General features: G+C 68.4%; 9 protein-coding genes and 1 pseudogene. 5 read left to right on the top strand and 5 right to left on the bottom strand.

What is annotated here, in order from left to right:
* Positions 1-128, bottom strand: a pseudogene (locus A5680_RS26390) (TetR/AcrR family transcriptional regulator); the annotation flags it as partial.
* A 101-nt stretch (positions 129-229) separates the two neighbouring features.
* Here A5680_RS26390 and A5680_RS22255 point away from each other — a divergent pair.
* From A5680_RS22255 to A5680_RS22245, 3 genes are read left to right on the top strand one after another with little or no spacing between them, the layout of a single operon-like run.
* Positions 230-946: a TetR/AcrR family transcriptional regulator gene (locus tag A5680_RS22255; protein ID WP_067823313.1), complete on the top strand. Its 717-nt coding sequence runs from the start codon at positions 230-232 to the stop codon at positions 944-946.
* Between the two features lie 49 nt (positions 947-995).
* Entirely contained in the window at positions 996-2786 is a 1791-nt protein-coding gene (locus tag A5680_RS22250; RefSeq protein WP_067823310.1) for an NAD(P)/FAD-dependent oxidoreductase, read from the top strand.
* Positions 2783-4399 (top strand): NAD(P)/FAD-dependent oxidoreductase, encoded by a 1617-nt coding sequence (locus A5680_RS22245; protein ID WP_067823307.1) that lies wholly within the window; start codon positions 2783-2785, stop codon positions 4397-4399. The genes A5680_RS22250 and A5680_RS22245 overlap by 4 nt, the downstream gene beginning before the upstream one ends.
* Here A5680_RS22245 and A5680_RS25470 read toward each other — a convergent pair.
* Entirely contained in the window at positions 4283-5440 is a 1158-nt protein-coding gene (locus A5680_RS25470; RefSeq protein WP_082956157.1) for a Zn-dependent alcohol dehydrogenase, read from the bottom strand. The genes A5680_RS22245 and A5680_RS25470 overlap by 117 nt on opposite strands.
* Positions 5441-5525: 85 nt before the next feature.
* Positions 5526-6923 carry a DUF2252 domain-containing protein gene (locus A5680_RS22240; protein WP_067823304.1) on the bottom strand — a complete coding sequence of 466 codons (1398 nt, stop codon included), beginning with the start codon at positions 6921-6923 and terminating at the stop codon, positions 5526-5528.
* A 170-nt stretch (positions 6924-7093) separates the two neighbouring features.
* On the opposite strand from A5680_RS22240, the gene A5680_RS22235 reads away from it, so the two are divergent.
* Complete coding sequence (locus A5680_RS22235; RefSeq protein WP_067823302.1) at positions 7094-8161, top strand: sulfate ABC transporter substrate-binding protein; 1068 nt, start codon at positions 7094-7096, stop codon at positions 8159-8161.
* Positions 8162-8177: 16 nt separating this feature from the next.
* Complete coding sequence (locus A5680_RS22230; RefSeq protein ID WP_067823299.1) at positions 8178-9944, top strand: SulP family inorganic anion transporter; 1767 nt, start codon at positions 8178-8180, stop codon at positions 9942-9944.
* 10 nt (positions 9945-9954) lie between these two features.
* On the opposite strand, the gene A5680_RS22225 is transcribed toward A5680_RS22230, so the two are convergent.
* Together A5680_RS22225 and A5680_RS22220 are read right to left on the bottom strand one after the other, a co-directional pair.
* On the bottom strand, positions 9955-10791 hold the full coding sequence (locus A5680_RS22225; protein ID WP_082970460.1) for an SDR family oxidoreductase: 837 nt from the start codon (positions 10789-10791) through the stop codon (positions 9955-9957).
* 41 nt (positions 10792-10832) lie between these two features.
* On the bottom strand, positions 10833-13301 hold the full coding sequence (locus tag A5680_RS22220; RefSeq protein ID WP_231977678.1) for an AAA family ATPase: 2469 nt from the start codon (positions 13299-13301) through the stop codon (positions 10833-10835).
* Positions 13302-13378: the final 77 nt, after the last annotated feature.

Here is a 13378-nt window from a genome sequence, read left to right as displayed (position 1 = left end):
GCGATCTCACGGATGGTGGCGCGGGAGTAGCCCGCCGTGGCCACACAACGCATGGTGGCCACGATGATTCGCTGGCGGGTGTCCTCGCCGCTGGCGCCCACCGGGCGTCCCCGCTGCGCCCGCGTCACCGTGCTCCGCCCACTCGCGTGTCCTGTCCGCCGGGCTCTCGAAGCCCGACAGCATCGAATATAATCGACTGATCGATTAGCCCGGGGGTTCGCGGAGGCAAATGAGCGTTCTGCCGTCACAGCTGGGGCGCCCGGTGGGTGCCGATGGCGAGCAGACCCGCGCGCGCGTCATCGCCGCGGCGATGCGGTGCGTGGCCGAGATGGGCTACTCCCGCGCCACCATCCGTGAGATCGCCCGCACCGCGAACGTCACCAGCGCCAGCCTCTACAACTACTTTCCCAACAAGGCCGAACTGATCAAGGCCGCGATCGCGGCGGCGACCGACGTCGCGCTGCCACGGCTGCAGGCCGCGGCCGAACGGGCCGACGGCGTGGTCGAACGCATCGCGGCGCGAACCGACGTCGCGCTGCCACGGCTGCGGGCGGCCGCGGCGCGATCCGGCGACGCCGTCGACCGCATCGAGGCGGTGCTCGACGAATCGGGCCGGTTGATGCGCGAGTATCCCGACCTCGCCGCCTTCGAGTGGGTGATCCGCGCGCAGGGCACCGGGGCGCTGGATCCGCACCTCGAGGCCGGCGCGGGATTCCAGGCGTTCCGCGAAATCATCGAGGGCGTCATCGACGAAGCCGTCCGCAACGGCGAGCTCCCGAACCACTGCGATCGGGACAGCGTGGTCGAGGCGGTCTACGCGCTCATCTATGGGCTGGTCGAGCTGGCCGCCACGTCGCCGCCCGGGGACTACCACGCCGCGCTGGACTCGGCCAAGAAGATGATCAGGGGAACGTTGTTCAGCCGGGTCGGTCGAAGCCGGCCTTGATATGATCAAGCGATTGATTATATAGTCGGGCCCACGAGAGGATCGGGTCGTGACTGAGACCGTTGGCGTGCCGTTCGACGTGGAGGCGCTGCGGCGCAAGTACGCCGAAGAACGCGCGCGGCGACTGCGCCCGGATGGCATCGCGCAGTATGTGGAGATCGCGGGCGCGTTCGCCCACTTCGCCGACGACCCCTGGGCCGACGGGCAATTCGCCCGCGAGCCGCTGACCGACGACGTCGACGTGGCGATCATCGGCGCCGGCTTCGGCGGGCTGTTGACCGGGGTGCGGCTGCGCCAGCTCGGCGTCGAGAGCGTGCGCCTGATCGACAGGGCGGCCGACGTGGGTGGCACGTGGTACTGGAACCGATACCCGGGTATCGCCTGCGATGTCGAGTCCTATGTGTACATGCCGCTGTTGGAGGAGCTCGGCTACGTCCCCAGCGAGAAGTACGCCAAGGGGCCCGAGATCTTTGCGCACTGCCAGCGTATCGCCCGGCGCTACGGCCTTTACCGTGACGCGTGCCTGCAGACCGATGTGCGCGAGATACGTTGGGACGCGCAGCAATCGCGCTGGATCATCCGCACCAACCGCGGCGACCAGATGCGGGCGAGGTTCGTGTCGATGGCCAACGGTTACCAGGCCAAGCCCAAGCTGCCCGGCATCGAGGGCATCGGCGCGTTCCGCGGGCACGCCTTCCACACCAGCCGATGGGACTACGCCTACACCGGGGCGAATCTGGAACATCTCGCCGACAAGCGCGTCGGCATCATCGGCACGGGCGCAACGGCGATCCAGTGCGTCCCCCACCTGGCCAGGGCGGCGCGGCGCCTCTACGTCTTCCAGCGCACGCCGTCGTCGGTGGACGTGCGGGCCAACCGCGCCACGGATGCGCAGTGGGCCAGCACATTACGGCCGGGCTGGCAGCGCCAACGCATCGAGAACTTCCAGATCCTCACCGCCGGCGGCCAGGCGGAGGAGGACCTCGTCGCCGACGCCTGGACGAGCATCACGCGCAAGCTTCCGGTGATGCGGCATGACGGGGACGGCGTCGTGGACCCGGCACAACGCGGACGCGACATCGAGATCGCGGACTTCGCCAAGATGGAGGAGATCCGGGCGCGGGTCGACGAGATCGTCACCGACCGGGACACCGCGGAAGCGCTCAAACCCTGGTACGGGTACTTCTGCAAACGGCCCTGCTTCCACGACGAGTACCTGCAGACGTTCAACCGCGACAACGTGACGCTGGTCGACACCCGCGGTCGCGGGGTGCAGCGCATCACCGAGTTCGGCGTCGTCGTCGACGGCGTGCCCTACGAGCTCGACTGCCTGATCTTTGCAACGGGTTTCGAGGTGGGCACCGACTACTGCCGCCGCACCGGGTTCGAGCTCATCGGCCGCGGCGGGGTGTCGTTGACCGATCACTGGTCCGACGGGGTGCGCACCTTTCAGGGCCTGTGTACCACGAACTTCCCGAATTGCTTCATCGAGAGCATCGCCCAGGCGGGCCTGACGGTGAACTTCCCCTACCTGCTGGACGTGCAGGCCACCCACGCCGCGTGGATCATCGCCTGGGCACTCGAGCATGGCGTCACCGAAGTGGAGGCCGCACCCGCCGCCGAGGCCGCCTGGGTGGACACCGTCGTCGCCCGCTCGGCCGCCAGCGCCGAGCGGTCCCAGACGTGCACCCCCGGCTATTACAACCGGGAGGGTAAGGCGGACAACAAGACTCGGCAGGGCAGCTTCTTCTTCGGCGCGCCGACCGAGTACGCCGACATGCTGCGCGCCTGGCGGGCACGCGGTGATCTGGACGGCTATCTGATTCGCGGGGGGCCGTGACCAGCCGCCGGGCCCGCTGGCGCTATGGCGTCGGCCGCCTGCGGGCCGCGACCCGGCGCCGGCGGCCGCCCAGGGTGGCCATCATCGGCGCCGGCTTCGGTGGCCTCGGCGCCGCCGTCGCGCTACGCCGGGCCGGCATCGACGATCTGGTGATCATCGAGAGCGACGACGGCGTCGGCGGCACCTGGCGGCGCAACACTTATCCCGGCGCCGCGTGCGACATCCAGAGCCATCTCTACTCGTTCTCGTTCGCGCCCAACGCATCCTGGAGCCGCACCTACGCCCGGCAACCCGAAATCCTGGCCTACCTCGAATCGGTGGCGGACGATTTCGACCTGCGCCGGCATCTGATGCTCGGCACCCGGGTGCGCTCGCTGTGCTGGACCGGCGGGGCCTGGGAGTGTCGGCTGGACCGCGCGGGCGGCAGCGCCAGCCTGACCGCGGACGTCGTCGTGTGCGCCGTCGGGTTGTTCGGCGCGCCCAGGCTTCCCGACATCGCGGGCCTCACCGACTTCACCGGTGCGCTGATGCACACCGCGCGGTGGGATCACCGCGTCGACCTGGCGGGCAAGAAGGTGGCGGTCATCGGCACGGGTGCGAGCGGGGTTCAGGCGGTTCCAGAACTGGCCAAGATCGCCGATCGCGTGAGCGTCTTCCAGCGGACGCCGCCGTGGATGGTGCCCAAGGACGATCGCCCCTACAGTGCAACAGAATTGGCGACGTTCCGCCGCAATCCCCTTGCCGTGCGCCGCACCAGGTGGCAAATCTGGAAGTTCCAGCACGACAACACGGCGACCTTCGCCGACGACCCCGTCGTCACCGCGCGCACCCAGGTCGCCACGTCGTTCTTGGAGCGCACCGTTGCCGACGAGCGGCTGCGCCGCGCGCTGACACCGGACTACTCGTTCCGGTGCAAGCGGGTGTTGCTGGGCGACGAGTTCTACCGCGCGCTGCAGCAGGACAACGTCGAGCTGATCACCGACCGGATCGAGCGGATCGGCGAGTCATCGGTGCTCACCACGGCGGGCCGCGCGGTGCACGCCGACGTGATCGTGCTGGCGACGGGGTTCGAGACGTCGCGCTACCTGTCGGGCATCGACGTGATCGGGGCGGGCGGACGGCGGCTGCACGAGCGGTGGGGCGACGACCCGAGCGCGTACCTGGGCGTCGCGGTGAGCGGCTTCCCGAATTTCTTCATGCTCTATGGCCCCAACACCAACCAGGGCGGCAACTCGATCGTCTACATCCTCGAGGCCGGCGCGCGGCTCGTCGCCAGCGCGGTCAGCAGGGTTGCGCGCAAGGGCGGCCACGTCGACGTGCGCCCCGAAGCCGAAAAGCGCTACAACGACAGCCTTTCCGCGGACCTCGAACGCACCATCTGGACCCAGTGCGACAGCTACTTCCGGTCGCCCACCGGGCGCATCGTCACCCAGTGGCCGTACACCGAGCTGGAGTATGCGCGGCGGACCTGGCGGCTGCGGCGGCGGGACTGGCTGCTAGGCAAGGCCGAAGTCGATGACTCCGCGGATCAGGCGGCCGGCGGCCAGGTCGGCGTAGGCGTCGTTGATGTCGTCGAGCCGGTAGCGTCTGGTGATCATCTCGTCGAGGAGTAGCTGACCCGACTCGTACAACGTTGCCAGCAGCGCGATGTCGCTCCTGGGGTTGCACGATCCGAACACCGTGCCGCACAACGTCTTGTTCATCAGGATGAAGTCCTGCAGCGCGACAGCGATCGAGTGCGTGGCCGGCGCGGGGAGCCCGGTCAGCACGCAGGTGCCGCCCTTGCGGGTGAGTGCCAGCGCCGCCCCGACGTCGGTCTCGCCGATCATGGCGGGGGAGACCACGACCGCGTCCGCCAGCACGCCCCGGGTCAGGTCCCGCACCAGCTCGAGCGCGTCGGCGGCGGTCGTGGCCGTGTGGGTCGCCCCGAACCGGACGGCCGAGGTGCGCTTGAAGTCGCTTACGTCCACCGCGACGATGCGGGCCGCGCCGCTGATGCGGGCGCCCTGCACGGCCGCGGTGCCGATTCCGCCGGTGCCGATCACCACCACCGTGTCACCGCCGCGCACCCCGGCGCGCCGCGCCGCCGAGCCATACCCGGTGGGAACCGCGCAGGCCAACAGCGCGGCGGGCACGAGCGGAAAGCTCGGGTCGATCTTCACCAGTGAATTCGCCGCCACCACAGTGTGTTCGGCAAAGGCGCCGATTTTGGACACGTGGCCGAGGTTCCGCCCGTCGCGCGTGTGATGGCGGAAGGTGCCGTCGGTCGGCATGCCCGGCGCGAGCGTCCCCGACCCGGTGTCGCACAGGTACTCCATCCCAGAGGCGCACCATCGGCACCGGCCGCAGACCGCTACGAACGACGTGACGACGTGATCGCCCGGCGTGAACTCGTCGACGCCGGGCCCGACGTCGACGACCACCCCGGATCCCTCGTGGCCGCCGATCGTCGGAGACATGGCCGGTAATCCCATGGCGCGCAACGTCTCCGGGGGCGCGGCGAGGCGGCCCTGGCGGATGTGTTCGTCGGAGTGGCAGAGGCCGGCGGCGGCTAGCCGCACCAGGACCTCGCCGGCCTTGGGCGGATCCAGTTCGAACTCCTCGACCGACCACGGGCTGCGGTAGTCGTGGAGGATGGCCGCGCGGCTTCGCATCGCCTCGTGCCGCCTTTCTGCCGGGCGCTCACAGCGACACAAATACTATCAATTGATTGATTACCGACCCGGGCCGGCGGACGGGTTACCGGGCGGGGCCCGTGGCCACCTCGATGTCGCCGGCCGCGGCCGCGGCAAGCAATTGGTGGAAATCGTCGAGCGACTTGTCGGCGTACGCGTAGCACCACTCGGCCACCGCGTCGTGCACCGTGGCGCTGGTGCCCACGTATCCGCGCAGCAACGACGCGTTCGCGCTTTGCGAATGCGCCCGCGCCAACAGCACCGCGCAGGCGGTGACGTAATCGCGAAAGGTTGCGGCGCCCATGCCCTCGGTCTCCACCGTGCCCTTCATGTCATGGAACTGACGGACGTAGTAATCGCGGCCGTCCTTGCGGGTGGCGCCGAGGAACACGTCCGACATCGCCTGCAGCATTCGCTGGCCGTCCACGACGCGGACGCCCTGGCCCTTGGCCTCGACGGCCGCCGCAAGGGTGGCGGGCTGGCGCCAACCGCCGTATTCGTCCAGCACCGATCGGGTCGCCTCCTTGATCTGCAGGATCAGCGGGGTGCGGTTGGGGCCCACCAGGATGACCAGGTAGCAGCGCGTGCCGACGCTGCCCACGCCGACCACCCGCAGCGCCATATCGGTGACGCGAAAGTGCGACAGCAGCAGCGCGACGTCGGCGGGGACGGTGGCCAGATATTCCTGAATGGATTCCATCAGCACGGCTTCGACGTCCTCGTCGACGTGCTGCAGCACCGGTGGGGCCTCCCGTAGCCGCGGTGTGCCGTCGGCGCCAATTTCGGTGAGCTGTTTGAAGACTCGCGCCGATGTCCGGCGGCGCGCCCGGGATGCCGTTCGATGGATCACGCCGAGCAGGCCCTTGGACACCTGCACGGCGTGCCGCTCCGGTTCGACCCGCAGGTAGTAGCGGTCCAGCACGTTCATCGCCAGCATCGCCTGCAGGCTGGTTTGGTAGCCGACCAGCGCCTGCTCGACGCAGCGGCGGATGGCCCTGGCGCGGTAGCCGGCGTGGCGGCCGCCGACGATCGCGCTGGTGATCAGGCGTTTGACGTCCCATTCGGCCGGCGCGACGGCGGCCTCGTCGAAGTCGTTCAGGTCGAACACGATTGAGCGGTGCGGCGCCGCATACATGCCGAAGTTCGATATGTGGGCGTCACCGCAGCACATCACTTCGATCCCGCTCGACGGGCTGGCGCCGAGGTCGGCGGCCATGACCGCCGCCGACCCGCGATAGAACGAGAACGGATCGGCAAGCATTCGGGCGAACCGCAGCGGCACGAGATCTCCTAGGCGATCGGTGTTTTGCGCCACCAGGATTTCGGTTGCCGAGCGGTCGGACGGAGTCAGCTGCGCGAGGGTGCGCCGCGGCACGGTCTTGCGCAGCGCGCGGCCGCGTGCCACGTCCCGGTCGGGATCTTCCAGATCGATCAGGCGTTCGCGCAGCACCGGTTGCGGCATCCGCTCAGCATAGGTAGCGATGCCACGGCCGCGGTCGGCTTTGACGCCCCGACCACGGGCGCACTTATTTTCAGCCTGATTCTCACCGCTGCACCCGGACGTGCCGATCGTTAACATGCTTAAAAAGTTTGGTGCCAGAAGGACGGCCATTGCCGCGGGAGGACGCCTGGATGCTGGACGCGCGTCCGAGACTCCCGCGGTGGCGGGTCAACTGGCTCACCGTCCTCGGCGTCGTGGCCATCGCGGTCGCGGCCGGGGCGATCGTGGTGAAGAACGTTTCCCCCCAGGGGGCCAACCGGATCCTCAACGTTTCCTACGACCCCACGCGCGAGCTCTATGCCGCCATCGACCGGACATTCGTCGCGCAATATCGCGCGCAGACCGGAATCACTCTGGATATCAAGGAATCTCACGGCGGGTCGGGGCGGCAGCTGCGCAGCGTGCTGGACGGCGGCCAAAAAGCCAGCGTGGTGTCGCTGGCGCTGATCAGCGACATCGACACGCTGAGCAAGCGCGGGCTCGTCGCGGCCGACTGGCAGCGGCGGCTGCCGAACCGTTCGGTGCCGTACACGTCGACCATCGTCTTCGTCGTCCGCAAGGGCAATCCCAAGGCCGTGCGCGACTGGCCCGACCTGATCAAGAGTGACGTGTCCGTGGTGACCCCGAACCCGCGCAGCTCGGGTAACGGTCAGCTCAGCGTGCTGGCGGCCTGGGGCTCGGTGACCACCCGCGGCGGCAGCCAGGCCCAGGCGGCCGACTACGTGCGGACGCTGTTGCGGCACGTCGCGGTTTCCGACGCCGGCGCCCGCAGCGCCGGCGACAGCTTCACGCTGGCCAGGGTCGGCGACGTGCAGCTGACGTGGGAGAACGAGGCGCTGCGTGAGGTCGCGGCCAACCAGGACGAACTCGAGCTCGTCTACCCGCCGGTCAGCATTCTCGCCGAGCCCGCGGTGGCGTGGGTGGACGCCAACCTCGCGGACGCGAAGACGGCGGGCTACGCGAAGGCCTACCTCGACTACCTGTTCACCGACGCGGGCCAAGAACAGGCGGCCCAGTACGGTTACCGACCGTTCAAGCCGGAAATCCTTGCCCGGCACGCGGATCGGCTGCCTCCGCTGGCCCTGTTCCCGATCGGTGCCATAGCCAAGGACTGGGCCGACGCGCGCGAACAGTTCTTCGGCACCAACGGAATCCTCGACGCGATCTCCGCGCCGCCCGGCGCGGTGTCGGGAACATAGCGAAGACGAGCACACGGTGGCCATCGGTTTCAACTACGACCTGGTGAAGGGTCGGCATGACGTGATCGCCGGGCTCACCGTGGCCGCGATCTCGTTTCCTCAGGCGATGGCGTACGCGCTGATCGCCGGGGTGGATCCCCGGTTCGGCGTGTATTCGGCGATCGTCGTGACGATCGTCGCCTCGGTCTTCGGATCTTCGTCGCATCTGATCAACGGTCCGACGAGCGCGATCTCGCTGCTGGTGTTCACGGCACTGGCGTTCATCGATTCCGAGAACGCGACCGAACTGTTCGAGGCACTGTTCCTGTTGGCCGTGCTGGTCGGCGCGTTCCAGATCGTGATCAGCTTGTTCAGGCTCGGCAACCTGACCCGCTACATTTCCGAGTCGGTGATCATCGGCTTCATGGCGGCGGCGGCGTTTCTGCTCGCCATCGGCCAGCTGGGCAACGCGCTCGGCGTGCGGGACAAGGGCAACGGCCACATGCAGGTTTTGCGCCGCGTGTGGCTGACGTTGGCACACGGTGACCACATCAATTACCGTGCCCTGACGCTGAGCGCCGCGGCGGTGGTGCTGGCCGTGGTTCTGCGGAAGTTGGTGCAGCGCTACCGATGGCCGCAGATCGACATGCTCGCCGTGCTGATCCTCACCGGGCTGGTCGCCTATCTCGCGGGCTGGTCGGTTCCGGGCTCGAACGGGCACACCGCCGTCGCGGTGGCCGCCAAGATCCCGCGCAGCCTGCCCACCGCGCACGTTCCCGAGGTGCACACCGACTGGCTGCCGCACCTGTCGAGCGGCGCGCTGGCCATCGCCTTCGTCGGCATCATCGAGGCGCTGTCGATCGCCAAAGCCATTGCCTATCAGACCAACCAGCAGATCGACTACAACCGGCAGATCATGGCCGAAGGGCTGGCCAACCTCGCCGGCGGCTTCTTTCAGAGCCTGCCGGGCTCGGGGTCGCTGTCGAGGTCGGCGATCAACTTCCAGTCCGGCGCCCGCACGCGCTTCTCCGGAATCGTCTCGGCCGCAACGGTGGCCGCGGCGCTGCTGATGTTCGCGCCGTTGCTGCGGTACGTCCCGCAGGCGGCGCTGGCCGGGTTGCTGCTGGTGACCGCCGCCCGGCTGGTCGACTTCAGGCGCCTGGTCTACACGCTCAAGGCGTCGAAGTACGACGCCGGGCTCGTCATCGTGACCGCGTTCACCGGCGTGGCGATCGATCTGGACAAGTCGGTGTTGCTCGGTGTGGTGCTCTCGATTCTGCTGTTCGTGCCGCGCGCGGCGAAGCTGAAGGCCAGGGAGCTTGTCGTCACGCCCGAACGCGTTGTGCGGGAACGCATCCCCGGGGACCCGGTGGATCCATCGATCGTGATCTACGACCTGGAGGGCGAGTTGTTCTTCGGTGCAGCACCGGAACTCGACCGCTACCTTTCCGAGATCGGCCGACGGGTCGCCGACGACGGCCTCACGTTCGTGGTGTTGCGGCTCAAACGGGTGCGACATCCCGACGTCGTCTGCATCGAGCGCATCGAGCATTTCCTGCGCGACGAGACCGCGCGCGGGGTGACGATCCTGTTGGCCGGCGTGCGCCCGGACACCCTCGGCGTTTTGCACAACGTCGGGTTCCAGGGTTGGTTCCCCGCCGAGCAGGTCTTCCCCGAGGAGGACGAGGAATTCTCGGCGACGCTCAAAGCAGTGCGCTACGCGCACAACAAGAGCGATGTTCAGTCACCCGTCACCACCCCGCCCGAACTCGCCCCGCACCCGGAGCTGTACTACCTGGTCTGACCCGACGGGCTCAGCCGGCGGCGGCCACCCGGGCCCGCTCGGTCATCGACGCGATGACGCCGCCGTCGTTGAGGATGTCGGTGCCGGTGAGGTAGCCCGCCTTCTCGCTGGCGCAGAACGCGAGCAGCTCGGCCATCTCCTCGGGCTTGCCCCACCGCGGGACCGCGGCGTTGGTCACCATCGCGCCGGCGCCGGCCTGCTCTTCGAGCCTGCCCATCTCGGTGTCGATCGAGCCCGGCGAAACCGAGACGATGCGCAGCCCGCGGGCGTTGAATCTTTCCGCCTGGGACTGGCTGTACCACTTGACGAAGCTCTTGCTGACCGCGTAGGCGATGCCGGATCGCGCCTCCTCGGGCACGATGTTGCACGTCGTCATCAGGGCGTCCAGGAAGGCGTCGGCGTCGTGCGGCGCGAGCGGAAACTGGTCTACCGGAACCATTTCCGCGGGCAGGATGTGGGCCGCCATCGACGCCACGTTGACGATCGCGGCGCCCTCCCCGGCCGCGGCGTAGAACGCCTCGTTGACGTTGAGCGTGCCGATCGCGTTGGTCCGCATGACGTAGTCGGCGGGGCCCATGCTCGGGCTCACCCCCGCGGTGTGGATGACCGAGGCTAGCCTGCCGAGGCCCTTCGCGGTGTCGAGCAGGTCAGTCACCGCGCCCCGGTCGGTGACGTCGCAATTGACCGCGGTGGCGTTCGCCCCGAGCTCTCCCAGGGTTGCCGCCGCGGCCTCCAACCGGTCCTGCCGAACGTCGCAGAGGACGACGGCGTGGTCGTGCGCGACGAGTTTGGCCGTGGCCAGACCCATGCCACCCGCACCGCCGGTGATCACCGAAACTGGATTCATACTTGGACCGTATACGGAGCGTGTTTGAGGGCGAACCTGGGTTAGGGCATTGCCCGGGCCCAAGCGATATGCCCTTCGAAGCCAAGCGAATTGGCCATCGCGCGATAGCGGTCGCGGTAATCCCGATAAGTTGCGCCGTCGTCGCGCGCCTGCGCCGCCAGTGCGCGCATCCGCAGCAGCCACAGGTCATGCAGCACGAATCCGGGTTCGGTCGGCATCGCCGCCAGCCGGTCGATGGCCTCTTGCGCTTCAGGGAGGTCCCTGGCGCCACCCCTGCGCAGCAGCGCTTCTGCCAGCGCGGCGGTGGTGGCGCCGAGACTGAGGAAGTCGGATCTGTCGTATTGCTCGTTGATGGCGGGGCGCAAGAGTTCGATCGCGGCGTCAAGGTCGCCGATGCGCAACTTCTCATTGGCGATAAAGAGGTTCACCAGCGTGTCCGCGCCCAGCGTGAAGCGCTCTTGCAAGGCGGCCTCACGCGCGGCGGCGAGCAGGGTGAAGGCGGCTTCGCGCGAGCCTCCGTCGTAGGTCAACAGGGCGACGCCGTGCACGTACCGGGCGCAGGCCAGCGTGAGATCGTCACCGGATCGCTCCGCGATGTCCAGCATCTCGGCCGTCTCCCGCAGGGAGGCCGCGTCGGGCAACCAGACCCCGTAGGGGACCAGGTTGTACTTGAACAGCAGCATGATCGCGCGCAACGCCGGTTCGAATGCGCGGGCCATCGCCACGCCCGTATCGAGATCAACCCGCCAGTCCGGATCGCCGAGGAAGCACCGGGCGCAGCCCCGGAGCACGGTCGCGCCGGCCAGCGGGGAGCCGATGATCAGATTGCCCTTGGTCGCGTCACCGTCGGCCAGCTCGATCGCCCGCTGCGCGATGCGTAGGGCTTCGGTCATCTCGCAGCGCTGAAGATTGGTGGGCATCGCCGCGTAGAGCAGCCCGAGAATCAAGGTCGGATCGCCGATCGAGTCGAGCAGGCTCTCGAGCTCCGAGGCCAACTGTGCGGCTTCGCCGAACCGGGCGTGCACGATCAGCGCCGGCAGCCATCCGGCCATCGCCATCGCCAGCGACACCTTGTCGCCGGCCGCGGTCGCCAGGTCGCGCAGTTCGTCAAATCCGGTGTCTGCCATGGTGCCGCCGGTCAGCCAGGAACTGGCGCAGAGCAGCGTGCGCGGCGCGATCCGCATTGCGGCGCGCTCGGTGTCGGCGGCGGGTAGGCGGTCCGCGACGTCGCGCGCATGCCGCCAGCTCGCCCGCGCGGCGGCCATGTTGCGGTGTCTCAACCACGTTCCCGCCCGCATGTACCAGTCGAAGGCCGCATGCAGATCACCCGCCGCTTTGAGGTGTTCTGCGATCAGTGCGGCATTTTCGTCGGCTGATTCCGGCTCGCGCTGTTCGATCAGGGCGGCGAGTCGGCGGTGCAGCTCGTCGCGGTCCGACTTCAGTTGCGATTCGTAGGCCACATACCGGATCAGCGGATGCCGAAACGCGTATTCGACCTTCGGGGTGAACGCGACCTGGTCGATCAACTCGCCCTTGACCAGTTCGTCGAGGACCGGTTCGACGCCCAGCGCGCTGACCAGGTCCGGGCTGAACTGCGTCCCGATCACCGCGGCCGCGCACAGTGTGCGTTTGGCCGGGAAGCTGAGGCGGTCGATGCGGGCGGCGATGACGGCGTGCAATGTCGGCGGGGCGGTGATGTCGGCAATCTCGCCGTGGAGCAGGTAGGAACCGCGCTCGCCGCGAATCGAACCCCGCTCCGCGAGGTCGCGCACGATTTCCTCGGCGAAAAAGGGATTGCCGCCCGCACGTTCGGAGATGACTTCCGCGAGCCCGCGCACCGAGGCATCGGTGCCGAGCAGTTCGTCGATCAGCGCCACGGTCTGGGTGTTGTTCAGCGGACGCAACGCGATGGTCTGTGCGCCCGGAATCGCCGCCAGCGCGCCCTGATACTCGGGCCGGTAGGTGATCAGCATCATCGAACGGGTTTGCCGGATCACGGTCAGAAAGTCGGCGAGCATCGACTCGCTGACCTCGTCGATCCAATGGGCATCCTCGATCACATAGAGGGCCGAGCCACGGCGATTCACCCACGCGGCAGTCACGAGCGCGGTGAGACGCCGCCGCCGGGCGTCACCTTCGATGTTGGGCGCTTCCACCGTGGGATCCGCAATGCCGAGCAGGTCGTCGACCAGCCAGAGATCCTCACTGTCGGCGTTCGGGAACCGGGCTTCCAGCTGTGCCCGTGCGGCCGCGTCGCCCAGCCCGTCGACCCCGAGGGCGGCGCGCAACAACCCCGTCACCGCGTGGAACGGAATGTCGCTGGTGTGGGACTCGCAGTACACGGTGATGACATCCATCCCGCGGGTTCGCGCCAATGCCGCCGATTCGCGGACGGTACGGCTCTTGCCGATGCCCGGCGGCCCAACGACATCGATGACGCATCCGGCCCCGCCGACCGCCTCATCGAGGATGCCGGCGATGGTGTTGAGTTCCCACGTGCGCCCGACCAACTGAGGGTCTTTGCGCTGGCTGTGCTGGCTCGTGGCGGCGATCAAGCGGCGAGCGGGGACCGGGTCCTTGGCGCCCT

The sequence above is a fragment of the Mycobacterium sp. E2989 genome, assembly GCF_001667595.1.
Lineage (GTDB): Bacteria > Actinomycetota > Actinomycetes > Mycobacteriales > Mycobacteriaceae > Mycobacterium.
The sequence above is the reverse complement of the archived record's forward strand: the minus strand, read 5'-3'. Positions and strand labels throughout refer to the sequence as shown.

What these genes read in the sequence shown, in the direction of transcription:
- A5680_RS22240 (WP_067823304.1), bottom strand. Translation starts at nt 6,923, where the DNA reads ATGCCGCAACCGGTGCTGCGCGAACGCCTGATCGATCTGGAAGATCCC.
- A5680_RS22255 (WP_067823313.1), top strand. Translation starts at nt 230, where the DNA reads ATGAGCGTTCTGCCGTCACAGCTGGGGCGCCCGGTGGGTGCCGATGGC.
- A5680_RS22235 (WP_067823302.1), top strand. Translation starts at nt 7,094, where the DNA reads ATGCTGGACGCGCGTCCGAGACTCCCGCGGTGGCGGGTCAACTGGCTC.
- A5680_RS25470 (WP_082956157.1), bottom strand. Translation starts at nt 5,440, where the DNA reads ATGCGAAGCCGCGCGGCCATCCTCCACGACTACCGCAGCCCGTGGTCG.
- A5680_RS22225 (WP_082970460.1), bottom strand. Translation starts at nt 10,791, where the DNA reads ATGAATCCAGTTTCGGTGATCACCGGCGGTGCGGGTGGCATGGGTCTG.